The following is a 22058-nucleotide window of genomic DNA, read 5'->3' as shown; positions in this document are numbered from 1 at the left end:
TGATTGTGCATCGTCCCGAAAGCCGGCAGCCACCTTGCGGGACGATGCTCTACGCGGTCGTCGCGAGCGGTGGCGCGGCGGTGGGTGTTACCTCGGCCCGAGGCGCGATCGCTGCGGGCACCGGGCTCGGCACGGCGCCCGCCCGGTTGCGGAAATCCGGGATCGCCTCCTCGAACACGGCTTCCGCCGCCGCCCGGTCGCCCGCCGCCACGGCCTCGCGCAGGCGGAAAATCCAGGCCTCCAGCACGGCGCGGTCGGCGAAGACGGGCTTGGCCGCCATCACGCCGTCGATGCCGGCGAGCGTCACCCGCGGCTCCTCCTTCGCGAACAGGATCTCGTTGAGCCGCTCGCCCGGCCGCGCCCCGGTAACCTGGATCTCGATGTCCTCGCCCGGTTCGAAGCCGGCGAGACGGACCATCCGCTCGGCGAGATCGCGGATGCGCACGGGCTGGCCCATCTTGAGCACGTAGACCGCGGCGCGCTGGTCGCCGGTGTCGCCGCGCCCCTCGGCATCGGCGTGGGAGGCGGCGGTGAGCACGAGGTCGGACGCCTCGCGCACGGTCATGAAGTAGCGCACCATCTCGGCATGCGTCACGGTGACCGGGCCGCCGCGGGCGATCTGCGCCTTGAACACCGGCACCACGGAGCCGGCCGAGCCCAGCACGTTGCCGAAGCGCACGGCGATCAGCCGGATCGCCTCCGGGCCCGAGCGCTCCGCATCGAGAGCCTGTGCCACCATCTCGGCGAAGCGCTTGGTGACGCCGAGCTGCGAGACCGGCTCGATCGCCTTGTCGGTCGAGATCATCACCAGCGCCCGAGCGCCCGCGGCCACCGTGGCCTCGGCGACGTTGATCGAGCCGAACACGTTGGTCTTGATGCCCTCGGCCCAGTCGCGTTCGAGGTAGGGCACCTGCTTCAGCGCGGCGGCGTGGAACACGTAGGTCGGCCGGAAGTCGCGCAGGATCGCGTGCAGGCGCTCGCGGTCGCGGATGTCGGCCAGCGCGCCCTGCACCTCGGCCTCGGCGTGGAGCAGCGCCGGTCCGTTGAGGACGGCGTGGAGCGCCGGCTCGGAATTCTCGACGACGAGCAGCGCCGAGGCGCCGAAGGCGACCGCCCGGGCGCAGATCTCCGAGCCGATCGAACCGCCGCCGCCCGTCACGACCACGCGGGCGCCGGCCAGGAAGCGTTCGAGGCGCGGCCGGTCGATGGCGACGGTGGGGCGCAGGAGCAGATCCTCGATCTCCAGCGGCGCGAGTTCGGCGTCGCGCATCCCCTCGCCGAGGCTGGTGACGCGGGCGAGCGGCAGGCCGAGCCGCCGGGCGCGGGCGATCAGGTCGTCGGGTTCGGCCTCGGGGGCGAGTGCGCTCGGCGTCGCCACGAGCCGGCGCACGGGCAGGCCGCGCCCCGCCAGATCGGCCACCACCCGCTCCAGATCGCGAAAGCCTCCCAGCACGGGCACGCCGCGCATCATCTGCCCCGCCTCGTCGGCCCGCGGCGAGAGGATGCCCTTGGGCGAAAGCCGCCTGACCGAGCCCGATTCGATGGCGCGCAGCACGATCTCGATATCGGCACCGCGCCCGAGCAGCAGCGTCGGCGTGGTGGCGGCGCGGGCCTGGCTCTGCCGGGAGCGGGCGTATTTCAGATAGCGGAAGGCCAGCCGCGGGCCGCCGAGCAGGAAGATCTGCAGCACCCAATAGAGGATGATGGCGACTTTGCCGAAGAAGTAGAACCCGTAGAGGTTCGAGGAGACCAGCACGTAGTCGAGCACGAGCAGCGTCAGCGCGGTGACGCTCGCGGCGCGCACGATGCCGGCGAGGTCGGGCAGCGAGGCGAAGCGCCATTTCGTGCGGTAGAGCCGGAACCACGCGTAGATCAGCCCGGCATAGGCCAGGAACGGCGGCAGCAGCAGCGGCAACGCGTGCAGGCGCTCGGCCAGGGCCCCGTCCTGGAAGCGGAAGGCGAAGGTCAGCACCACGGCCGCCGCGGTCGCGGCGAGATCGTGGACGACCATCACCGCCGTCTTGAGGGTGCGCTTCTGCATGATGCTTTTTTCGGAGTGCGGGGCGGTATCGGCGCAGCCTCGCCCGGTGTCAACGCGACACGCGGCGAGCGACACGCGACCCCGATGAACCGAGCGGATCCCCTCCGGCCGCTCAGCCGAGCGAGCGCCGTGCACGCGCGATGGCCCCGTCCGCCTCCCCGAGATCCGGGGCGTCGATGCGGCGGTAGCGCGCCTGGATCAGGCCGAAGGCGAAGGCGAAGTGGCCGGCGGCGACGATGGCGAGCAGCCCCCAGCCGTAGGGCTGGGCCCTCAGCGCGAAGGCGCCCGACAGGCCGGACGCCTCCGAAGGCCCCTGCGTCCAGGCGGCGGCCAGCACGAAGCCGCCGATCATCAGGTAGACGAGGCCGCGCGCCGCGTAGCCGAAGCGGGCGAGGTGCTCCAGCGCGTTGTCGTTCCGGCTCCAGGCCATGAATTCAGGCGCGCTCGCGGTCCGGCCTGCCGGCGAGCGCGACGTAGAAGCCGAGCCCGTCGCCGGCCGGCAGCGTCTGCAGCCGGTCGATCCAGCCGCGGCGCTTGGCGTCGAGGAGCTGGCGCCCGACCGGCTGGAACAGGGTCTCGCCGCCGCCCTTCGGCGGCGGGTCGAGGCGGATCACCACGGTCTTGCCCTTGGCGAAGCGGCTGCGCTCCAGCATGTCGGTCAGCGAGGCCTCCGCCGTCGGGCGGTTGGTCCCGCGCAGATCGAGCACCGATTCCGCGTCGGTGACGCCGAGCGAGCCGCGCAGCTTGTTGGCGTAGTCGTCTTCGAAATGGGGCAAGGCCGGGTCCGCGCAGGTTCGTCGTCCATGGCATCGTTCCGAGAGGCGGTTGCCGGCTTTCGGAGAGAGACGATGCAAAATCAGGAACCTAGGGCCTCGTCCCGGATCTGGTGACCGGGACGGGGGTCCTAGAAGGCGATGTCGTCGTAGATCTCGGCAACGGCCAAGCGGCCGCCGAGTTCGGGCATTTCGACCGCGCCGCTCAAGCCCCGGGCCTCGAACGCCCACCCGCCGTCGGGCCCGCGCCGCCACACCTCCACCCGCGGCTCGTCCTGATAGACGATCAGGAAGAGCTTGAGCGAGGCGACGCTGCGATAGAAGTCGGTCTTGCGGCCGCGGTCCCGGCTCATGGTCGAGGGCGAGAGCACCTCCGCGACGAGGACCGGATCGCGGGCGTAGCCATCCCTCAGCGGTGGTCCGCAACGGACCACCACGTCGGGGATCGGTGCGAAGGTGTCCATGGCGTCGCTCAGCACGGCGATCCCGGGAATCGCACGGCAGCCGCGGTCGCGGACCATGTCGGAGAGCTTTCGAGACAGGTTCAGCACGATCTGCTGGTGCCGCTCGCTCTGCGGCGCCATCAGCGTGGGGTCGCCGTCGATCAGCTCCCAGCGTTCCTCGTCGGGACGATCGGCAACCCAGGCCTGATACTCCGCCACCCGCATGCCGGGGTCGCGCCGAAGGGCGAGCGCCATCGAGGAGCCTCCGAAACCGGCCTCGATGCTAGCACCGCCCCGGAGCCAGGCAAGCGGGGCGCGGCGCAGGATCAGAGAGTGAGACGCGCATAGATTTCCGCCACGGACAGCGCGCCGCCGCGTTCAGGCAGGTCGATGACCGCGCCGGGGCCGGCGAACTAAACCGTCCAGTCCGGCGCACGGCGCCAGACCTCCACCCGCGCTTCGTCCTGATGCACGAGCAGGAGCACGGCGAGCGACGGAACGGTCTGATAGAACTCGGTCTTGCGGCCGCGGTCGAGCACGAGGGTCGAGGGCGAGAGGACTTCCACGACGAGCAGGGGATCGCTGGTGTAGCCGTATTCCGGCGGCTCGCCGCATTGCACGACCACGTCGGGAATCGGCGCGTAATCGTCCATGGCCTCGCTCAGGATCGCGAGGCCCGGATAGGCGCCGCAGCCCCGGCGCTCGGCGAGGTCGTCAAGATGTTTGACGATGGTTGGTGACTATGCGCTGATGTCGACCCTTGGCGGGCGCATCAGCACCGGCACGCCTTCGATCAATTCCCAGCGTTCGTCGTCCGGCCGGGTTGCGGCCCAATCCCGATACTCGGCGACCCGCATGCGGGTGTCGCGGCATGCGGCGACGGCCATCGATCAGCCTCCGGTGCGAAGGCGCGCACCGTAACAAGAAAGGGCCGCCCCGGACAGGGCGGCCCTAGGGCGATCGCTTGAAGCGTTCGCCCTGATTTTTTTGGCCAGCCTCAGTCGCCGGCGCCCGCGGGCTCAGGCTCTCGCTCCGCGCGGCGCTCTTCGCGCCGCGAAGCCACTGATGCGGCTTCGAGCGATGGCCCTGAGGGCGGCCCTCTTTCGGATCAGCCGTGCACGAGCACGTTGCGGAACTGCCAGGGGTCGCTCCGGTCGATGTCCTCCGGGAACAGGCCGGGGCGGTCGGCGAGGGGAGTCCAGTCGGTGTAGACGCCGACGACCGGGCCGAGATACGGCGTCTGCACCTCGAGGCAGCGGCGGAAGTCGATCTCGTCGGCCTCGACGATGCCGGCCTCCGGGTTTTCCAGCGCCCAGACCATGCCGGCGAGCACCGCCGACGTCACCTGAAGGCCGGTGGCGTTCTGGTAGGGGGCGACGCGGCGCGTCTCCTCGATGGAGAGCTGAGAGCCGTACCAGTAGGCGTTCCTGGCATGGCCGTAGAGGAGCACGCCGAGTTCGTCGATTCCGTCGACGATCTCGTTCTCGTCGAGGATGTGGTGGCGCTCCTGTACCCTGCCGGCATTGCCCCACATCTCGTGCAGCGAGAGCACCGCGTCGTTGGCCGGATGGTAGGCGTAGTGGCAGGTCGGGCGGTAGACCGCCTCGCCGCCTTCGCGGACCGTGTAGTAGTCCGAGATCGAGATCGCCTCGTTGTGGGTGACGAGGAAGCCGAACTGCGCCTGCGCCGTCGGGGTCCAGGAGCGCACGCGGGTGTCGGCACCGGGCTGGAGCAGGAAGATCGCGCAGCGCGAGCCCTTGGTCTGCTCCTCGGCGTTGGCCGGCTTCCAGGTCTCGTGCGTGCCCCAGCCGAGCTCGGCCGGCTGGTTGCCCTCGGAGACGAAGCCCTCGACCGACCACGTGTTGACGAACACGCCCTGCGGCTTCGGGTTCTTGGCGCGCTGGGTGTCGCGCTCGGCGATGTGGACGCCCTTGACGCCGAGCTTCCGCATGAGCGCGGCCCAGCCCTCGCGGCTCGTCGGCTCCGGATCGGTGACGCCGGTGTCGTGAGCGATGTTCAGCAGCGCCTGCTTGACGAACCACGAGACCATGCCGGGGTTGGCGCCGCAGCACGACACCGCGGTCGGGCCGCCGGGCGCGGCGCGGCGGGCGGCGAGGATGTTTTCGCGCAGCGCGTAGTTGGTTCGGTCGGCTTGGCTCAGAGCCTTGTCGAAGTAGAAGCCGGCCCAGGGCTCGGCCACCGTGTCGATGTAGAGCGCGCCGAGTTCGCGGCAGAGTTCGAGGATGTCGCGCGAGGAGGTGTCGACCGAGAGGTTCACGCAGAAGCCCTGGCCGCCGCCCTCGGTGAGGAGCGGCGTGAGGACATCGCGAAAATTCTCCTTGGTGAGCGCCACCTTCTCGAAGCGCAGGCCGTGCGCGTCGGCCAGATCCTTGTGCGCGTCGGACGGGTCGACGACCGTGAAGCGGCGCTTGTCGTACTCGAAGTGCCGCTCGATCAGGGGAAGGGTGCCCCGGCCGATCGACCCGAAGCCGATCATCACGATCGGGCCGGTGATGCGACCATGGACCGGCCGATCCTTCTGCGGGCCATCGGACATGCGCGGACACTCCTTGTCGGGGCTGCTCTTCGCTTCAGAGCGGCGTGCTTGATGCCTGGAAATGACGAGCGGATGACGGTTCGACGCGCCGGGGTCAACCGGCCCCGCCACGGGATCGTTGCGGAATCGTGAAGACGACGGCCGGGAAGCCATGAATTCAGCGCAAGGCTGAGATCGGCAGGCATCGGAGGCCGTCCTGTCGGGAAGAGCTTATATTGCAGCGCAACAAGGGAGGGCACCCAGGGGGCAGACAGCACGCACGAGGGAATCGAACCATGCTGACCGTCCTCACCGCACCGTCCATCCATCCGGAAGTCGAAGCGATCGACCGCGACCCGGGCATCATCACGCTCCTCACCGGTCTCGTCCGCGCCGGCCGCACGGCGCTGGGTCACGCCCGCGCCTTCCACCGGAGCGCCAGCCGCCTGTTGATGTGAGGCGCCCCCGGCCCGCCATCGACTCAGGCGGCGCGTCGTCGCGCGGCCCCAGCGGCGGCCGCGGCCGCCACCTCCGGCCGTTCCTCGATGGCGCCGGTCGCCCGCAGCACGCCCTCGACCCTCGCCAACGCGCCGGCCCTGAGTTCGAGGCCGAGGAAACGTTCCCGTTCGAACGGGCCGGGCATGGAGAGGGCTTCCGCCTTGGCCGGTTCGAAGCCGAAGCGGGCGTAGTAGGGCGCATCCCCCACCAGCAGCACGGCACCGCGGCCCTGTTCCGTGGCTCTGGCGATGGCCGCCCGCATCAACGCTCCGCCGAGCCCGGCGCCCTGGAGCGTCGGATCGACCGCGAGCGGGCCGAGCAGCAGGGCCGGACGGCCGCAGCCGGTCTCGACATCCCACAGCCGCACGGTGCCGACGAGCCCTTCGCCCCGCACAGCCGAGAGGGCGAGGCCACGCGCCGGGAGGCGGCCCTCGCGCAGGCGCTGCGAGGTCTTCAGGAAGCGGCCCGGCCCGAAGCAGGCATTGAGCAGGCGCTCGCGGGCCGCGACGTCGGAGGCGATTTCATCGCGGATCTGGATCACGGCCGCACCCTCCCAGGTCGCTGACAAGCGGGAAGAAACAGCCCTCGCACCCGCCGGAGGCGGGCCGTCCGGGACAGATCGACAAGCGCGTCTCGTGAGACACGCGGCACTTCTGGCGATGGGCGTGAACGAAGCCTGACCGATGCCGGCCCCGCGGGGAGATGCGGGGCCGCACATCATGGGGCGGCGGATCAGATCACGATCTGTTCGAGCGGCGGAAAGCCGTTGAAGGCGACCGCGGCGTAGGTCGTGGTGTAGGCGCCCGCGCCCTCGATCCACACCTTGTCGCCGATCGAGAGGGAGACCGGCAGCGGGTAGGGGTTCTTCTCGTAGAGCACGTCGACCGAATCGCAGGTCGGGCCGGCGACGACGCAAGGCGCCATGCGGTCCGCGTCGTGGTCGGTGCGGATCGCGTAGCGGATCGACTCGTCCATGGTCTCGGCCAGACCGCCGAACTTGCCGATGTCGAGATAGACCCAGCGCACCTCGTCCTCGGCCTCCGACTTCCTGGAGACCAGCACGACCTCCGCTTCGATCATGCCGGCGTTGCCGACCATGCCGCGGCCCGGCTCGATGATCGTCTCCGGGATCCGGTTGCCGAAGTGCTTGGTGAGCGCGCGGAAGATCGCGTCGCCGTAGCTCTCCACGCCCGGCACCTGCTTGAGGTACTTGGTCGGAAAGCCGCCGCCGAGGTTGACCATCGACAGGCCGATGCCGCGCAAGCCGCATTCCTGGAAGATCTGGGAAGCGGCGGCGAGCGCCCCGTCCCAGGCTCCGGTGTCGGCCTGTTGCGAGCCGACATGGAAGGAGACGCCGTAGGCGTGGAGGCCGTGCCGGTGGGCGTGCTCCAGCACGTCCACCGCCATCTCCGGCTCGCAGCCGAATTTTCGCGAAAGCGGCCAGTCGGCGCCGGCACCGTCGCAGAGGATGCGGCAGAAGACCCGCACGTCGGCGGCCTCGACGCCGGCCGCCTCGCTCGCGCGAAAGATCTTCTCGACTTCCGGCTGGCAATCGACGGCGAAGAGGCGGATGCCGAGCTTGAGCGCACGCACCACGTCGCGCTCCTTCTTGATGGTGTTGCCGAAGGAGATGCGCTCGGCGGTGGCGCCGGCGGCCAGCGCCATCTCGATCTCGGCGACCGAGGCGGTGTCGAAGCAGGAGCCCATCTCGGCGAGCAGGCGCAGCACGTCCGCGGCCGGGTTCGCCTTCACGGCGTAGAACACGCGGGTGTCGGGGAGCGCACGACTGAACGCGGTGTAGTTGTCGCGCACGACATCGAGGTCGAGGACCATCACCGGACCTTCGTCCCGGCCGAGGTCGCGGCGCGTGCGCAGGTAATCGCGGATGCGATCGGTCATCGGTCGTCCCCACCACAGGTTCGAGGCGCCGTCTTCGGGCGCGGGATCGAATCGGGACGGCCCGGGAACGAGCCGTCGGCGTCAGGGGGCGACGCGTCGCTCGCATCCGCGCGCTTTGGAGACGCGCGGACGGCGGCGGCGCGAGAAGCACCCCGGAAGCTGCCGTGGATTGGATGGGGGAACCCCAACCGCACGCCGGGCAAGGATAAACAAGCCTCTTCGGTGTCGGCCTTTGGAGGGCCGACGAGACCAAAAAAGCCCGTTCGTCGTTGCTTTAAGCTGCGTCCCCCGTGGAGAGCGGGGTTCGCCGGTTTCGCCTCCGGCTGTCGGTTGTTGTCGGGGTCTGGTGTCGCCACCCGGATGCCGGCCGCAGGGATCCACCCATTCGACCATCGATCCTTTAAGACCCCTGGCGGCTGTCCGGCAGTTGACCGGATGCCCACCAACCGACACGCGGCCACAGGCACGTGCGAAATTGGGCAGGGGCGATATACGGCCGAGGGCCCGCGGCGACAAGGGAAAAAGCCGGCCGTTCCGGTGATTTCCGCACGACATCGGGATTGTTGCGGAAAGGACGCACCGCCGCCGGGGCGTCGCCCGCCGGCCTCTTTTCAAGCCTTGCCGAAGCGGCCATTGAACCACGGCATCACGGAACGGGACGATGATCCAAGCCGAAGGTCATGCCGGCCAGGAAACGGCACAGGAGGCTTTTGCGGGGGGCGCTCCCTCGCGCCGCGGCGTCATGGCGGGGCTGGCCGCCGCCGGCCTCGCCGCCGCGCTGCCGGCCGGCGCCGCGCCCGCGGACGAAGGAGCGGCCTTCGAGCCGGCGGTGGTCGAGCGCTGGGCCCGGGCGCTCGCGGCCCGCCCCTTCGACGGCAGCTTTCCGCCGCTGCCGGCGCCGCTCGCCGGCCTCGACTACGATGCCTATCGCGACATCCGCTTCCGGCCCGACCACGCCCTCCTCGGCGAGGGCGGCGGCCCGTTCCGTCTCCAACTGTTCCACCGCGGCTTCCTCTATCCGCGCCCGGTCGCGGTGAATCTCGTGCGCGACGGGCGCAGCATCCCGGTCAGGTACGATCCGGCGCTGTTCGATTTCGGCCGCACCCGGATCGACGGCACCTTGCCGAGCGACCTGAACTTCGCCGGCATCCGCATCCACGCGCCGCTCAACCGGCCGGACCGGCTCGACGAACTCGCGGTCTTCGTCGGGGCGAGCTACTTCCGCTTCCTCGGCAAGGATCAGCTCTACGGCCTCTCGGCGCGCGGCCTCGCCCTCGGCACGGACGCCGAGACCGAGGAGTTTCCGTTCTTCCGCGCCTTCTTCATCGAGGTGCCGGGGCCGGACGCGAAGGCGCTGACGATCCACGCCCTGCTCGACAGCCCGTCCGTTGCCGGCGCCTACCGCTTCACGGTCGAGCCGGGAGCGCAGACCGTGATGCGGGTCAGCGCCACGCTCCATCCGCGGCGGGCCCTGTCCTCCGTCGGCATCGCGCCGCTGACCTCGATGTTCTTCATCGGCGAGACCGACCGCGGCCACAGCGACGACTACCGGCCCGAACTGCACGATTCGGACGGGCTCCATATCGCCAGCGGCTCCGGGGAATGGTTGTGGCGCCCCCTCGACAATCCGCGGGAGCGGCGCATCTCGGCCTTCCTCGACCGCGACCCGAAGGGGTTCGGGCTGTTGCAGCGCGACCGCGACTTTGCCAGCTACCAGGATCTCGAAGCCGGCTACGAGCGGCGGCCCGGCTACTTCGTCGAGCCGGAGGGCGCCTGGGGCGAGGGCAGCGTCGTGCTGGTCGAACTGCCGACCGACAACGAGACCGCCGACAACGTCGTCGCCTTCTGGCGCCCGAAGGCGCCCTATCCGGCGGGCGAGCCGGTGCGGATCGGCTATCGGACGCGGGCGCTCACGGGCGACGACCTCCACCCGAACGGCAAGGTGGCCAACACCTTCATCGCCGAGGCCGCCGCGAGCGGCGCCGCCCGCCGGACGCCCGATGCCGCCGCCCGGCGCAGCCGGCGCTTCCTGATCGACTTCGGCGGGGGAAGCCTGAAAACCTTCCTGAGCGATCCGTCCCCGCCCGAGGTCGTCGCCAGCGCGAGCGCCGGGCGCATCGCCGCGACCTCGATCGTGCCGAACCCGCATGTCGGCGGCTTCCGGGTCGCCCTCGACGTCCGGCTCGACGGACCGGGAGCGACGGAACTGCGAGCCTACTTGCGAAAAGGGGATCGGGCGCTGACCGAAACGTGGTCCTATCCCTGGAGCGCGGCGTGAGCACCCCCGCCGAGCGGGCCGCCGCCCGCCGCCCCGTCGAGATCAGACCGGCGCAGATCGCCGATCTCGACGCGCTGGTGGCCCTCGAACACGCCGCCTTCGCCACCGACCGGGCCGCGCGGCGGGCGATCCGCCACGCGATCGGCTCGCCCACCATGAGCCTGCTCGTCGCGGTGGCGAAGGACGGCGGGTCCGACATCCTCGTCGGGGCCGCGACGCTCGAACGCCGCCGCACCAACCGCAGCGCCCGGCTCTCCTCGCTCGCCGTCGCCCCCGCCCGCACCGGGACCGGGCTCGGCCGGCTGCTGCTGGAGGCGGCGGAGGCCGACGCCCGCAGCCACGGCTGCGAGCGGCTGCGCCTGGAGGTGCGGGCCGACAACGGCGGCGGCATCCGGCTCTACGAGCGGGGCGGCTATGCGCGCACCGGGACCAAGCCGGACTACTACGCGGACGGCATGGAGGCGTGGCGCTACGAGAAGGCGCTCACGGAGGAGTGATACGCCATCCGGTCGATGCGTTCGGCCTGTACCGGCGTCCTTGCGAGGCTCGGCGCAAGCAAACCAGGGCGCGCCCTTTCCGGACATGCCCGCGTTCTGGATCGCTTCGCGGCCGCTCGCGATGACGGAGGGCGACGAAACCCGAAGCGATCGATCGGAAACGGTATGAGGCGTCGGTCGCGGTGCGGCGGAGGTGCGCCAGCGCACTGGCGAACCGGTCGCGTCCACACAAGTTGGGCCCACCGCAATGGCCGCTCGGCGCCCGATAACGGGACGCCTCACGCGCCGCCCTCCCCCCCACGGATGAGTCCCGAATGCCGTCTCTGTTCGATCCGATCACGCTCGGCGCGCTGAAGCTGCCGAACCGCATCCTGATGGCGCCGCTGACCCGCGGCCGCTCGACCCGCGCCCACGTGCCGACGCCGCTGATGGCGGAATACTACGCCCAGCGCGCCGACGCGGGCCTGATCATCTCGGAGGCCACCGGCATCAGCCGGGAGGGCCTCGGATGGCCCTACGCCCCGGGCCTCTGGTCCGACGAGCAGGTCGAGGCCTGGAAACCGGTGGTGAAGGCGGTGCACGACGCGGGCGGGCGCATCGTCTCCCAGCTCTGGCACATGGGCTACCTCGTCCATTCCGACTTCCTCGGCGGCGAGCCGCCGGTCGCCCCCTCCGTCGCCACGGCACCGGACGCGGCGCATACCTACGAGGGCAAGAAGCCCTACAGCCAGGCGCGGGCGCTTCGCGAGGACGAGATCCCGCGGCTGATCGCCGATTACGAGCGCGCGGCGCGCAACGCCGTCGCGGCCGGCTTCGACGGCGTGCAGATCCACGCGGCGAACGGCTACCTGCTCGACGAATTCATCCGCGACGGCATCAACCGGCGCGACGACCGCTACGGCGGCTCGGTCGAGAACCGGGTGCGGCTGGTGACCAAGGTGGCGCAGGCCGTGGCCGGCATCGTCGGGGCCGAGCGCACCGGCATCCGCTTCTCGCCCAACGGCCCGATCCAGGGCGTGGACGATTCCAACCCGCACGAGACCTTCGGGCTCGCCGCCGAGATGATGGAGCGCGTCGGCCTCGCCTTCATCGAGCTGCGCGAGCCGGGGCCGAACGGCACCTTCGGCAAGGCGACGGTGCCGCCGGTGGCGCCCGTCATCAAGGAGCGCTTCGGCGGCCCGGTCATCCTCAACTGCGACTACGACGGGGAGCGGGCGAAAGCCGCGGTCGCCTCGGGCGAGGCGGACGCCATCGCCTTCGGCCGGCCCTACATCGCCAATCCGGACCTGCCCGAGCGCATCGCCAAGGGCGTGCCGTTCGCCAAGGACGACGTGAAGACTTGGTACAGCCAGGGCCCGGAAGGCTACGTCGACTATCCGACGCTGTCGCAGGCGGCGTAAGAGTGCCTCACAAAACTCCCGATCACCGACCGCGCTCACTCCGGGTGCGACGGCGCAGCGGGAGTTTTGTGAGAGACACTAAGACCAGCCGGCGATGGATCCCGCTCGTCGCCGGTTGCCCGCACGAAGGCGCGGCGGCGGGCGTCCGCCGGACGCAAGGGATGCCGACCCTCGGTCGGCTTCCCTGCGGCTTGGCAAGAGGCCGGATCGCAAGATCGGCACGGGACCGGCCATGGGGAGGCGGTCTCGCGCGAGCGGGGCTGCCCCCGTCCGTCCGGAGACCTGTTGCGTGAGCGTGACGACGCCGGAAGCGCCTGCGGCATCGGCCGCCGCCTATCGCCTCGTCGCCTTCGATTTCGACGGCACGCTCGCCGACACCTTCCCCTGGTTCTGCGCCAACCTCGACGACGTGGCCGACCGCTACCGCTTCCGCCGGGTCGCGGCGGGCGAGACCGGGCGGCTGCGTGCCATGAGCGCCCGGGCGATCCTGAAGGATCTCGGCATCCCGGCCTGGAAGGTGCCGCTGATCGCCCGCCACATGCGCGCGCTCGCGACCCGCGACGCCGGCGCGGTGCGGCTGTTTCCCGGCGTGCCGGACATGCTGGCGGGCCTCGACGGGGCCGGGTTCGTCCTCGCCGTCGTCAGCTCGAACAGCGAGGCGAACGTGCGCCGCGCCCTCGGGTCCGTGGGCGGGCGCATCCGCCATTACGCCTGCGGCGCCTCGCTGTTCGGCAAGGCGCGCCACCTGCGCGCGGTCGCGAGCGCGGCCGGCGTGGCGCCGGCCGCGATGCTGGCCGTGGGCGACGAGATCCGCGACGCGGACGCGGCGCGGCAGGCGGCCTGCGCCTTCGCCGCGGTCGCCTGGGGCTACAACAGTCCCGAAGCTCTGGCCGGCGCGAGGCCGGCCTACCTGTTCGCCGATCCGGGCGCGGTGGTGCGTGCCCTTGCGGGCCCCGCTCACTGACCCGCGCGGGCGCCGGGAACGACCGAGGCGCCGGCGCCGCTGCCGAAGGGCTCGTAGCGGGTCAGGCCGCGGAACATCTGGCTGAGGAAGGCCCGGTCGGCACCGCTCGATGGGGTCTTGCGCTCGATGAAGTCGAACACGCGCCCGTCCTGCAGGCCGTAGAGCGCGACGCGCTCCACCTTCATGCCCGGGTTGAAGTAGACCGCCGTGACCTTCTGGTCCTCGACCTGCTCGCCGAGGAACATCACCGTGCGGCGGGTGTTCTGGCTGATGTAGTACCAGGACTTGTTGCCGACGGTGGAGACGGTGGACGGGGTGCCGAGGATCTGCAGCACCTGCTCGGCGCCCATGCCCGGCTTGACCGTGGCCAGAGCCGCCTGATCGACCTGATAACCGTGGCGGATCTCCTCGCCGATGCAGCCGGATACGCCGATCGCGACGGCGCCGAGAACGGCCGCGCGGGCGAGCGACGAGACGAGACGGCGCGACATCGGCCCCCCTGATTTCCTGCCAAAAGGGCCGTCATCCGCGGCGCGTTGGAACGCGCTCGTGTTCGGACTTGCACCCTGGTCCGCGGTTGCCGTACCGCGGGGTTATGGCTTTGACAAGGCAAGCTCGGCCACAGGCCCGGCCGTTCCGGTGGACCCGCGCCCGTCGCCCCGGACGCCCGATCCGGGACGGTGCGCGATGATCGCGGGCCTCTTTCGCCGCGCCGACCGGCGCCGCCGCACGATCCGGACGCTGCACCGGCGGATCGGCGAGGCGGCGCGCCGGCCGGGCCTCTACACGGCGCTCGGCGTGCCCGACACCGTGGAGGGCCGCTTCGAGGCCCTGAGCCTGCACGTCATCCTCGTGCTGCGCCGCCTCGGCCAGTTGCCGCCGCCGGCGGCGGACGTGGCGCAGGATCTCGTCGATTCCGTCTTCATGCAGCTCGACGCCGCACTGCGCGAACTCGGCATCGGCGACATGGGCGTGCCCAAGCGCATCAGGAAGCTCGGCGCCGCGTTCTACGCCCGGGCCGGAACCTACGGCGCCGCGCTCGATACCGGCGACCGGGCGGCGCTGGCCGCGGCGCTCGCCCGCAACGTGCTCGACGGCGGCGCGGCCGATGGGGCCGCCCCGCTCGCCGCCTACGTGGAGGCCGCCGCCGCCGCCCTCTCGGCCCAGGGCCTCGACGGCCTGCTGGAGGAGGGGCCCCGCTTTCCCGAGGCTTTGCGCGCGGCGGCTTCGGCCGAAACCGCAGGAGACCATCGATGACCTCCAAACCCGAGGGCCCGCTCTCCCGCTCCGTCAACGTCGAGCGCCTGCCCAGGGACCGCGCCGAGATCGTCGTCGAGGCGAGCCCCACGGAGTGCGCGGCGCTCGCCCGCGACTTCAGGATCCCGGCGATCCGCGACCTCGTCGGCCGCTTCGCCTTGAGCGGTTCCCCGACCCGGCTGCGGGCGGAGGGACGCGTCGAGGCGGTCGTGACGCAGGTCTGCACCGTCACGCTGGAGCCATTCGAGGCGCGCGTGTCCGAACCCGTCGAGGTCGCGTTCACCGACGCCGACATCCTGGAGGGCACCGAGTCCGAGGATGCCGACCTGCCCGACCCGATCGTGAACGGGCGCGTCGATTTCGGCGTGCTGACCGCCGAGTTCCTGGCGCTCGGGCTCGATCCCTATCCGCGCAAGCCCGGCGTCGCCTTCGAGCCGGTGACGGTCGGCGAGGAGCCGCTGCCCTTCGCCGACCTCGCGGCCCTGCGGGCCAAGCTCGGGTCGGACAAGGGGTGAGCGCGGGCTCACGGGCCCCGCGAAACAGGCCTCGTGCGAAAACTATGGTGAGTTTTTGTTTGCCCGGCGGGACGCGGTCGCTATTTTGCGCGCCGCCGGGTCCGGGGCGCCCGATGCTCCGTCCGACTTGAAGCTCTTGCCGGCGCGCTTCCCGCCGGCTCTCTCCGCGGCTCCCCGAAGGACTCATGTCGAACCGCGTTTGCATCTCGCTCGACGCCATGGGCGGCGATCACGGTCCCTCGACCGTCGTGCCCGGTGCGGCCATCGCCCGTGAGCGGCACCCCGAGACCACCTTCCTGATGTTCGGCGACGAGGCGGTGGTGCGCCCCCTGGTCGAGGCCGAGCCGCGGCTGAAGGGGGCGGTCGAGATCCGCCACACCACGGTCTCGGTCGCCATGGACGACAAGCCGAGCCAGGCGGTGCGCCAGGGCCGGGGCAAGTCCTCGATGTGGCGGGCGATCCAGGCGGTGCGCGACGGCGAGGCCCAGGCCGCGGTCTCCGCCGGCAATACCGGCGCGCTGATGGCGATGTCGAAGATCTGCCTGAAGACCATGGCCGGCATCGAGCGGCCGGCCATCGCCTGCCTGTGGCCGACGGTGCGCGGCGAGAGCGTGGTGCTCGATGTCGGCGCCACCATCGGCACCGATGCCGAGCACCTCGTCGAGATGGCGGTGATGGGCTCGGCCATGGCCCGCATCGTGCTCGACCTCGACCGGCCGACGGTCGGCCTGCTCAACGTCGGCACCGAGGAGATGAAGGGCAACGAGGCCGTGAAGGAGGCCGCCCGCCTCCTGCGCGAGAGCGAGCCCGCGAGCTTTGCCTATCACGGCTTCGTCGAGGGCACCGATCTCGGGCGCGGCACCACCGACGTGGTGGTGACCGAGGGCTTTACCGGCAACATCGCCCTGAAGACGGCGGAAGGCACCGCCAAGCAGATCGCCTCCTATCTCAAGGCGGCGATGGGGCGGACCCTCTCGGCCAGGATCGGCTACCTGTTCGCGCGCCAGGCCTTCGGCGCCCTGCGCGAGAAGATGAATCCGAGCCGGGCCAACGGCGGCGTGTTCCTCGGGCTCGAAGGCATCGTCATCAAGAGCCACGGCTCGGAGAATGCACAAGGGTTCGCGGCCGCCGTCGACCTTGCCCACGACATGGCCCGCCACGACCTGATGCGGACGATCCGCGACATGCTGGAGCAGACGCCCGCGGTCGCCGCCGGTCTCGAGACCGGCGCGGTCGAGCAATGAGGAAGGGGACGGATCTGATGGCGCATCGGCGCTCCGTCGTGGTCGGGTGCGGGGCCAGCCTGCCCGAAACCGTCGTCACGAACACCGACCTCGCCGAGCGCGGGATCGAGACCTCGGACGCGTGGATCGTGCAGCGCACCGGCATCCGTCAGCGCCACATCGCGAAGGCCCACGAGACGACCTCGGTGCTCGGCACCCGGGCGGCCCTCGCGGCGCTCGACGAGGCCGGGCTCTCCCCCGCCGACATCGACCTCGTGATCTGCGCGACCTCGACGCCCGACCACACCTTCCCCTCCACCGCCACCCAGATCCAGGCGGCGCTCGGGATCGAGGGCGGCTTCGCCTTCGATCTTCAGGCGGTCTGCGCCGGCTTCGTCTACGCCGTCGCGACCGCGGACCGCTTCCTCTCGACGGGGGGCGCCAAGCGCGCCCTCGTCGTCGGTGCCGAGACCTTTTCACGATTGCTCGACTGGGAGGACCGCACCACCTGCGTGCTGTTCGGCGACGGCGCGGGCGCGATCGTGCTGGAGGCCCGCGAGGGCGAGGGCACGAAGGCGGACCGCGGCGTGCTGGCGAGCTGCCTGCGCTCGGACGGGCGCCACCGCGCCAAGCTCTACGTCGACGGCGGGCCCGGCTCGACCGGCACGACGGGCAAGCTGCGGATGGAGGGCCGCGAGGTGTTCCGCTTCGCCGTCGGCTCCGTCACCGACGTGATCGAGGAAACGTTCCGCGCCTCCGGGACCACGGCGGAAGACCTGTCGTGGTTCGTGCCGCATCAGGCCAATCGCCGGATCATCGAGGCCTCGGCCGACAAGCTCGGCATCGCCCGGGACAAGGTGGTGCTCACCGTCGACCGGCACGGCAACACCTCCGCCGCCTCGATCCCGCTCGCGCTCGATGCGGCGCGGCGCGACGGGCGCATCCGCGAGGGCGACCTCGTGATGATCGAGGCGATCGGCGGCGGCTTCACCTGGGGCGCCGCGCTGATCCGCTGGTGAGGCGGCGCGCGTCGAGGACGCGCCCCGCGCTTCTTGTCAACCGCAAGGTTCTGTTGACCGTCGAACCTCTGCCGATTAGCGTGTCCGATCATAGAGATACGCGGCGGGATCCGACGCGGCCGAAGGGGGGAGCGCATGGCAGGAAAGACGGTCACACGCGCCGATTTGAGCGAGGCCGTCTACCAGCAGGTCGGCCTCTCGCGGGCCGAATCGGCGGCCCTGGTCGAGACGGTGCTCGCCGAGATCTGCATGTGCCTGTCCTCGGGCGAGACGGTGAAGCTGTCCTCGTTCGGCTCCTTCGTGGTGCGCTCGAAGGGCAAGCGCATCGGCCGCAACCCGAAGACCGGCGTCGAGGTCGAGATCGAGCCGCGGCAGGTGATGGTGTTCAAGCCCTCGAACGTGCTCAAGGCGCGCATCAATGGCGGCCCCGTCAACGGGCACGACGCGGACGAGGACGCGTGATCCGGCCGGGCGCTCCCGGCCCGCTCCGAATGCCCCCGGATTGAGGCGCCGCCATGGGATTGCCGCTGGAAGCCCCCGTTCTCGACACGCCTGCCGACGACGAGCACGGCGGCGAGAAGCGTCCCGGCGCGTTCCGCACCATCACCGAGGTGTCCGAGGAACTCGGCGTGCCCCAGCACGTGCTGCGTTTCTGGGAGAGCCGGTTCAGCCAGATCAAGCCGGTCAAGCGGGCCGGCGGGCGGCGCTACTACCGCCCGGAAGACATCGATCTCCTCAGGGGCGTGAGCCGGCTGCTGCGCGGCAAGGGCTACACCATCCGCGGGGCGCAGCGCATCCTCAAGGAGAACGGCGTGCGCTTCGTCCAGGCGGTCGGCCGGGGCGAGGCGGAAGCCGATGCGCCGACCGGCTCCGACCGCGACGAGGATATCGTCGAGGCCGCCGCCTCGGACCGCCGGGCGCTGGAGGGCGCGCTCGCCGAGTTGCGCGCCTGCCGAGCCCTGCTCGCCGGTCTCGACGAGGCCGATCACGAGGTCGGCGCGGCGGCCTGATTCTCCCGCGTCGCCCTTTGCCCCATCGCGGCGAGACCGCCCCGCGAAGCATTCCGAAACTCGTTTGCGCGCAAGCCATTGGCGCATCTTGCCGTTTCCGCTCGGTCCCGGGCCCGGCCCGATCATGGAACCTGAACTTTACCGTCCGCTCGGCGTTGAGGCGCCATGGCCGCCCCCCGCTCCCGGATGTCTCCGACCCAGGAACTCATCGCCCGCGTGATGCGGATCGTGCGCGCCTGCCCGGAAGCCGCGAACGAGGTTCTGGAACTGATGTTCCTCGTCAGCCAGATCGAGGCCTCGACCACGGTCGATCGGGAATATCGCGACGCGCGGCGCGTCATCAGCCGCCTGCGCGCACCCCTGTGGGACATGGGCCCCACCGACCGCGAGACCCTGCTCAAGGCCGCCGAGACGATCCGCCGGGTCTGCGCCCTGGCCGAAACGGACATTCCCTCCATGCCGCTCGCCGATCTCGGCGAGCGCGAGCGCGTCGAGAAGGTGCTGACCCAGGCCCTGGCGGGACAGCTCGACGCGGCGCAGATCGCCCGCGTCACCGGGGCGGTCGCCGCCGCGCTCCAGCACTGAGAGCCTGTCTGACCGTGACCGGACGACGTGTCTTCGTCAGGCAACGGTCAGGCGAGAGGAAAGCCCTGCTCCCCTCCCCACCCTCATCCTGAGGTGCCGGAGCGCAGCGGAGGTCTCGAAGGGGGCTCCAGGGATCGCGCGGAACCTGGAACACCCTTCGAGGCCGCTCACGCGGCACCTCAGGATGAGGGGCGAGATGGGATCATCGCAGTCAAACAGGCTCCGAGCGGTTCTTTCGCACGCTCTTCCGAGCGAACCTGCGGCCGCCCCGCCCTCCGACGGCGGTCCCGGCGAGACGAGATTCGGCGGGACGAGCCTCGACGCGGACGCTCCCGGTCCCCACATCCCGCTTGCGCCCTGCGGCGCCAGGGCCGACCGGCCGACCGCCGGCGGGGCGGCGAGACGACGCTCAAGGAAACGCCGATGGACCTGCCGACCCCTGCCCCGAGACCGATCGCGGCCCTGTCTGCCGCACTCGCCGCCGCGTGGCTCTGCCTCGCCGGCCCGGCGCTCGCGCAGACCACCGTCACCCGCAGCGAGACCGTCCCCGCGGGCAAGCAGGCCCGCCTCGTGATCGTGCCGAATCTCAAGAAGGACTGCTCGGCCGGCCCGATGCCCGAGATCAAGGTGGTGACGCCGCCGAAGTCCGGCTCCCTCATCACCAAGGCCGGCAAGCTGAAGACCCCGGCCAAGTACCGCTGCCCCAACAAGGAAGCCGAGGTTCAGGCGATCTTCTACCAGCCCAACGGCGGCTATGCCGGCCCGGACGGGGTCGTGGTCGAGATCAGGAACGCCGACGGCGAGGTCGAGAAGCGCGACATCCGCATCACCGTCGACAAAGGCGACAAGCCCAAGGACGAGAAGAAGGACACCACCGACCTCTAGCCGGCGGGTCGGTGGGGTAAGCCCGTCGCCGCCCATGCTGCAGCGCAGCGATCCCGCGCCGCTCCGACGGCCTCCGGCGCCGGACCGGAAGTTGACGGGCCTTGACCGAAGCCGGTCGAGGTTGCGCTAAATCCCGACCAGCCTTGGGTGTGTCCCGTTTCACACGCACGACAGCCCTCCTGTGGGCGGTGCGACAAAACCCGCAATGTCGGTTGCATCCGACCCGAGACAGGATGAAGCTGTCATCAGCCTGATAGGGGGTGTTCGAATGCCGCTGCACTCGACGAACGACCTGTTCCAGAGCTTCGCTCGCGGCTACGAGGCGCGCCGCGACACGGAGATGACCCTCTCCGAATATCTCGAGGCGTGCCGCGACAATCCGCTGATGTACGCCTCCGCCGCCGAGCGCATCCTCGATGCGATCGGCCAGCCGGAGATGGTCGACACCGCTCGCGATTCCCGCCTCGGCCGCGTGTTCATGAACCGGACGATCCGGGTCTATCCGGCCTTCGCCGAGTTCTACGGCATGGAGGAGACGATCGAGCGGATCGTCTCGTTCTTCCGCCACGCCGCGCAAGGGTTGGAGGAGCGCAAGCAGATCCTCTACCTGCTCGGCCCCGTCGGCGGCGGCAAGTCGTCGCTCGCCGAGCGCCTGAAGGCGCTGATGGAGGTCCATCCCGTTTACGTGCTCAAGGCGGGCGACGAGATCTCGCCGGTGTTCGAGAGCCCGCTCGGCCTGTTCGATCCCGAGACCATGGGCCGGGAGATCGAGGAGCGCTTCGGCATCCCGCGCCGCCGCCTCACCGGCCTGATGAGCCCCTGGGCCCTGAAGCGCCTCGACGCGTTCGACGGCGACATCTCCCGCTTCAAGGTGATCAAGGTGCGGCCCTCGCGCCTGCGCCAGATCGCCATCGCCAAGACCGAGCCGGGCGACGAGAACAACCAGGACATCTCCTCGCTCGTCGGCAAGGTCGACATCCGCCGCCTCGAAACGCTCAGCCAGGCCGATCCGGACGCCTATTCCTACTCGGGCGGCCTCAACCGGGCGAACCAGGGCGTTCTCGAATTCGTCGAGATGTTCAAGGCGCCGATCAAGATGCTGCACCCCCTGCTCACGGCGACGCAGGAGGGCAACTACGTCGGCACCGAGAATATCGGCGCGATCCCCTTCACCGGCGTGATCCTGGCGCACTCGAACGAGGCCGAGTGGCAGTCGTTCAAGACCAACAAGAACAACGAAGCCTTCATCGACCGCATCTACGTCATCAAGGTGCCCTACTGCCTCCGGGTCACGGAGGAGCAGCGGATCTACGAGAAGCTGATCTCGGGCTCGGAACTGTCGGCGGCGGCCTGCGCCCCCGGCACGCTGGAGATGCTGGCCCGCTTCTCGGTGCTCTCGCGGCTTCGCGAGCACGCCAACTCGAACCTGTTCTCGAAGATGCGGGTCTACGACGGCGAGAGCCTTCGCGAGGTCGATCCCCGCGCCCGCTCGATGCAGGAATACAAGGACACCGCCGGCGTCGACGAGGGCATGGACGGGATCTCGACCCGCTTCGCCTTCAAGGTGCTGGCGGCGACCTTCAACCACGACACCACCGAGGTCTCGGCCGATCCGGTCCATCTGATGTACGTGCTGGAACAGGCGATCCGGCGCGAGCAACTGCCGCCGGAGACCGAGAAGCGCTACATGGAGTTCATCAAGACCGAACTCGCGCCGCGCTACGCCGAGTTCATCGGTCACGAGATCCAGAAGGCCTATCTCGAGTCCTATCACGATTACGGGCAGAACCTGTTCGACCGCTACATCGACTACGCCGACGCCTGGATCGAGGATCAGGACTTCAAGGACGCCGAGACCGGCCAGCTCCTCAACCGCGAACTCCTGAACCAGGAGCTGACCAAGATCGAGAAGCCGGCCGGCATCGCCAATCCGAAGGATTTTCGCAACGAGGTCGTCAAGTTCGCGCTGCGCTCCCGGGCACAGCACGGCGGGCGCAACCCGTCCTGGACCTCCTACGAGAAGCTTCGCGAGGTGATCGAGCGGCGGATGTTCTCCCAGGTCGAGGAACTGCTGCCCGTCATCTCCTTTGGATCCAAGAAGGACAGCGAGACCGAGAAGAAGCACGGCGAGTTCGTCGACCGCATGACCGACCGGGGCTACACCGAGCGGCAGGTCCGGCGGCTGGTGGAATGGTACATGCGAGTGAAGCAGGCGGGTTGAGGAGGCTCGAACCC

The 22058-nt window shown here is 70.4% G+C and carries 21 protein-coding genes and 2 pseudogenes; 14 read left to right on the top strand and 9 right to left on the bottom strand.

Annotation, left to right across the window (positions count from 1 at the left end; all coding sequences use genetic code 11):
- Positions 1-49: 49 nt before the first annotated feature.
- From PGN25_13885 to PGN25_13860, 6 genes and pseudogenes are all read right to left on the bottom strand, one after another.
- Complete coding sequence (locus PGN25_13885; GenBank protein ID MEH3118642.1) at positions 50-2041, bottom strand: SDR family NAD(P)-dependent oxidoreductase; 1992 nt, start codon at positions 2039-2041, stop codon at positions 50-52.
- Positions 2042-2153: 112 nt separating this feature from the next.
- Positions 2154-2444: pseudogene (locus PGN25_13880) on the bottom strand (DUF1206 domain-containing protein).
- 31 nt (positions 2445-2475) lie between these two features.
- Positions 2476-2817: a hypothetical protein gene (locus PGN25_13875; protein ID MEH3118641.1), complete on the bottom strand. Its 342-nt coding sequence runs from the start codon at positions 2815-2817 to the stop codon at positions 2476-2478.
- 128 nt (positions 2818-2945) lie between these two features.
- The gene (locus tag PGN25_13870; GenBank protein MEH3118640.1) at positions 2946-3512 is read right to left on the bottom strand and encodes a Uma2 family endonuclease; all 567 of its coding nucleotides are present in this window, start codon (positions 3510-3512) and stop codon (positions 2946-2948) included.
- 71 nt (positions 3513-3583) lie between these two features.
- A pseudogene (locus PGN25_13865) lies at positions 3584-4144 on the bottom strand (Uma2 family endonuclease).
- Positions 4145-4365: 221 nt separating this feature from the next.
- Complete coding sequence (locus PGN25_13860) at positions 4366-5814, bottom strand: homospermidine synthase (GenBank protein ID MEH3118639.1); 1449 nt, start codon at positions 5812-5814, stop codon at positions 4366-4368.
- A gap of 275 nt (positions 5815-6089) precedes the next feature.
- On the opposite strand from PGN25_13860, the gene PGN25_13855 reads away from it, so the two are divergent.
- Entirely contained in the window at positions 6090-6251 is a 162-nt protein-coding gene (locus tag PGN25_13855) for a hypothetical protein (GenBank protein MEH3118638.1), read from the top strand.
- Positions 6252-6274: 23 nt separating this feature from the next.
- On the opposite strand, the gene PGN25_13850 is transcribed toward PGN25_13855, so the two are convergent.
- Both PGN25_13850 and PGN25_13845 read right to left on the bottom strand, forming a co-directional pair.
- Complete coding sequence (locus PGN25_13850) at positions 6275-6832, bottom strand: N-acetyltransferase (GenBank protein ID MEH3118637.1); 558 nt, start codon at positions 6830-6832, stop codon at positions 6275-6277.
- Positions 6833-7023: 191 nt separating this feature from the next.
- Positions 7024-8190: a type III PLP-dependent enzyme gene (locus PGN25_13845; GenBank protein MEH3118636.1), complete on the bottom strand. Its 1167-nt coding sequence runs from the start codon at positions 8188-8190 to the stop codon at positions 7024-7026.
- A gap of 661 nt (positions 8191-8851) precedes the next feature.
- Between PGN25_13845 and PGN25_13840 the strand changes: the two genes are divergently transcribed.
- The 4 genes from PGN25_13840 (at position 8852) to PGN25_13825 (ending at position 13329) form a co-directional block, all read left to right on the top strand.
- Positions 8852-10468: a glucan biosynthesis protein G gene (locus PGN25_13840; GenBank protein MEH3118635.1), complete on the top strand. Its 1617-nt coding sequence runs from the start codon at positions 8852-8854 to the stop codon at positions 10466-10468.
- Positions 10465-10965 carry an N-acetyltransferase gene (locus tag PGN25_13835; GenBank protein ID MEH3118634.1) on the top strand — a complete coding sequence of 167 codons (501 nt, stop codon included), beginning with the start codon at positions 10465-10467 and terminating at the stop codon, positions 10963-10965. Before PGN25_13840 ends, PGN25_13835 begins: the two co-directional genes overlap by 4 nt.
- 314 nt (positions 10966-11279) lie before the next feature.
- Positions 11280-12365: an alkene reductase gene (locus PGN25_13830; protein MEH3118633.1), complete on the top strand. Its 1086-nt coding sequence runs from the start codon at positions 11280-11282 to the stop codon at positions 12363-12365.
- Positions 12366-12654: 289 nt separating this feature from the next.
- On the top strand, positions 12655-13329 hold the full coding sequence (locus PGN25_13825; GenBank protein ID MEH3118632.1) for an HAD hydrolase-like protein: 675 nt from the start codon (positions 12655-12657) through the stop codon (positions 13327-13329).
- On the opposite strand, the gene PGN25_13820 is transcribed toward PGN25_13825, so the two are convergent.
- Positions 13323-13820 carry an outer membrane protein assembly factor BamE gene (locus PGN25_13820; protein MEH3118631.1) on the bottom strand — a complete coding sequence of 166 codons (498 nt, stop codon included), beginning with the start codon at positions 13818-13820 and terminating at the stop codon, positions 13323-13325. The genes PGN25_13825 and PGN25_13820 overlap by 7 nt on opposite strands.
- Before the next feature lie 196 nt (positions 13821-14016).
- On the opposite strand from PGN25_13820, the gene PGN25_13815 reads away from it, so the two are divergent.
- The 9 genes from PGN25_13815 (at position 14017) to PGN25_13775 (ending at position 22044) form a co-directional block, all read left to right on the top strand.
- Positions 14017-14586, top strand: a complete 570-nt coding sequence (locus PGN25_13815; GenBank protein ID MEH3118630.1) for a ubiquinol-cytochrome C chaperone — start codon at positions 14017-14019, stop codon at positions 14584-14586.
- Positions 14583-15101, top strand: a complete 519-nt coding sequence (locus PGN25_13810) for a DUF177 domain-containing protein (protein ID MEH3118629.1) — start codon at positions 14583-14585, stop codon at positions 15099-15101. Before PGN25_13815 ends, PGN25_13810 begins: the two co-directional genes overlap by 4 nt.
- A gap of 185 nt (positions 15102-15286) precedes the next feature.
- On the top strand, positions 15287-16345 hold the full coding sequence (gene plsX / locus PGN25_13805; protein MEH3118628.1) for a phosphate acyltransferase PlsX: 1059 nt from the start codon (positions 15287-15289) through the stop codon (positions 16343-16345).
- 17 nt (positions 16346-16362) lie between these two features.
- Positions 16363-17343: a ketoacyl-ACP synthase III gene (locus tag PGN25_13800; GenBank protein MEH3118627.1), complete on the top strand. Its 981-nt coding sequence runs from the start codon at positions 16363-16365 to the stop codon at positions 17341-17343.
- 135 nt (positions 17344-17478) lie between these two features.
- Positions 17479-17805 carry an integration host factor subunit alpha gene (locus PGN25_13795; protein ID MEH3118626.1) on the top strand — a complete coding sequence of 109 codons (327 nt, stop codon included), beginning with the start codon at positions 17479-17481 and terminating at the stop codon, positions 17803-17805.
- Positions 17806-17858: 53 nt separating this feature from the next.
- Positions 17859-18353: a MerR family transcriptional regulator gene (locus PGN25_13790; GenBank protein MEH3118625.1), complete on the top strand. Its 495-nt coding sequence runs from the start codon at positions 17859-17861 to the stop codon at positions 18351-18353.
- 165 nt (positions 18354-18518) lie between these two features.
- The gene (locus tag PGN25_13785) at positions 18519-18938 is read left to right on the top strand and encodes a hypothetical protein (protein ID MEH3118624.1); all 420 of its coding nucleotides are present in this window, start codon (positions 18519-18521) and stop codon (positions 18936-18938) included.
- Positions 18939-19361: 423 nt separating this feature from the next.
- Positions 19362-19823, top strand: coding sequence for a 4-aminobutyrate aminotransferase (locus tag PGN25_13780; GenBank protein ID MEH3118623.1), 462 nt, complete (start codon positions 19362-19364; stop codon positions 19821-19823).
- 268 nt (positions 19824-20091) lie between these two features.
- Positions 20092-22044 carry a PrkA family serine protein kinase gene (locus PGN25_13775; GenBank protein ID MEH3118622.1) on the top strand — a complete coding sequence of 651 codons (1953 nt, stop codon included), beginning with the start codon at positions 20092-20094 and terminating at the stop codon, positions 22042-22044.
- The last annotated feature ends 14 nt before the right edge of the window (positions 22045-22058 follow it).

It is taken from the genome of Methylorubrum populi (assembly GCA_036946625.1).
GTDB classification, from domain to species: Bacteria; Pseudomonadota; Alphaproteobacteria; order Rhizobiales; family Beijerinckiaceae; genus Methylobacterium; species Methylobacterium populi_C.
The sequence above is the reverse complement of the archived record's forward strand: the minus strand, read 5'-3'. Positions and strand labels throughout refer to the sequence as shown.

Bases quoted from the DNA above. Each gene is read 5' to 3' on its own strand.
- PGN25_13885 (MEH3118642.1), bottom strand. From the start codon at position 2,041: ATGCAGAAGCGCACCCTCAAGACGGCGGTGATGGTCGTCCACGATCTC.
- PGN25_13845 (MEH3118636.1), bottom strand. From the start codon at position 8,190: ATGACCGATCGCATCCGCGATTACCTGCGCACGCGCCGCGACCTCGGC.
- PGN25_13810 (MEH3118629.1), top strand. From the start codon at position 14,583: ATGACCTCCAAACCCGAGGGCCCGCTCTCCCGCTCCGTCAACGTCGAG.
- PGN25_13790 (MEH3118625.1), top strand. From the start codon at position 17,859: ATGGGATTGCCGCTGGAAGCCCCCGTTCTCGACACGCCTGCCGACGAC.
- PGN25_13840 (MEH3118635.1), top strand. From the start codon at position 8,852: ATGATCCAAGCCGAAGGTCATGCCGGCCAGGAAACGGCACAGGAGGCT.
- PGN25_13775 (MEH3118622.1), top strand. From the start codon at position 20,092: ATGCCGCTGCACTCGACGAACGACCTGTTCCAGAGCTTCGCTCGCGGC.
- PGN25_13860 (MEH3118639.1), bottom strand. From the start codon at position 5,814: ATGTCCGATGGCCCGCAGAAGGATCGGCCGGTCCATGGTCGCATCACC.
- PGN25_13870 (MEH3118640.1), bottom strand. From the start codon at position 3,512: ATGGCGCTCGCCCTTCGGCGCGACCCCGGCATGCGGGTGGCGGAGTAT.
- PGN25_13830 (MEH3118633.1), top strand. From the start codon at position 11,280: ATGCCGTCTCTGTTCGATCCGATCACGCTCGGCGCGCTGAAGCTGCCG.
- PGN25_13795 (MEH3118626.1), top strand. From the start codon at position 17,479: ATGGCAGGAAAGACGGTCACACGCGCCGATTTGAGCGAGGCCGTCTAC.
- PGN25_13780 (MEH3118623.1), top strand. From the start codon at position 19,362: ATGGACCTGCCGACCCCTGCCCCGAGACCGATCGCGGCCCTGTCTGCC.
- PGN25_13785 (MEH3118624.1), top strand. From the start codon at position 18,519: ATGGCCGCCCCCCGCTCCCGGATGTCTCCGACCCAGGAACTCATCGCC.
- plsX (MEH3118628.1), top strand. From the start codon at position 15,287: ATGTCGAACCGCGTTTGCATCTCGCTCGACGCCATGGGCGGCGATCAC.
- PGN25_13815 (MEH3118630.1), top strand. From the start codon at position 14,017: ATGATCGCGGGCCTCTTTCGCCGCGCCGACCGGCGCCGCCGCACGATC.
- PGN25_13855 (MEH3118638.1), top strand. From the start codon at position 6,090: ATGCTGACCGTCCTCACCGCACCGTCCATCCATCCGGAAGTCGAAGCG.
- PGN25_13820 (MEH3118631.1), bottom strand. From the start codon at position 13,820: ATGTCGCGCCGTCTCGTCTCGTCGCTCGCCCGCGCGGCCGTTCTCGGC.
- PGN25_13800 (MEH3118627.1), top strand. From the start codon at position 16,363: ATGGCGCATCGGCGCTCCGTCGTGGTCGGGTGCGGGGCCAGCCTGCCC.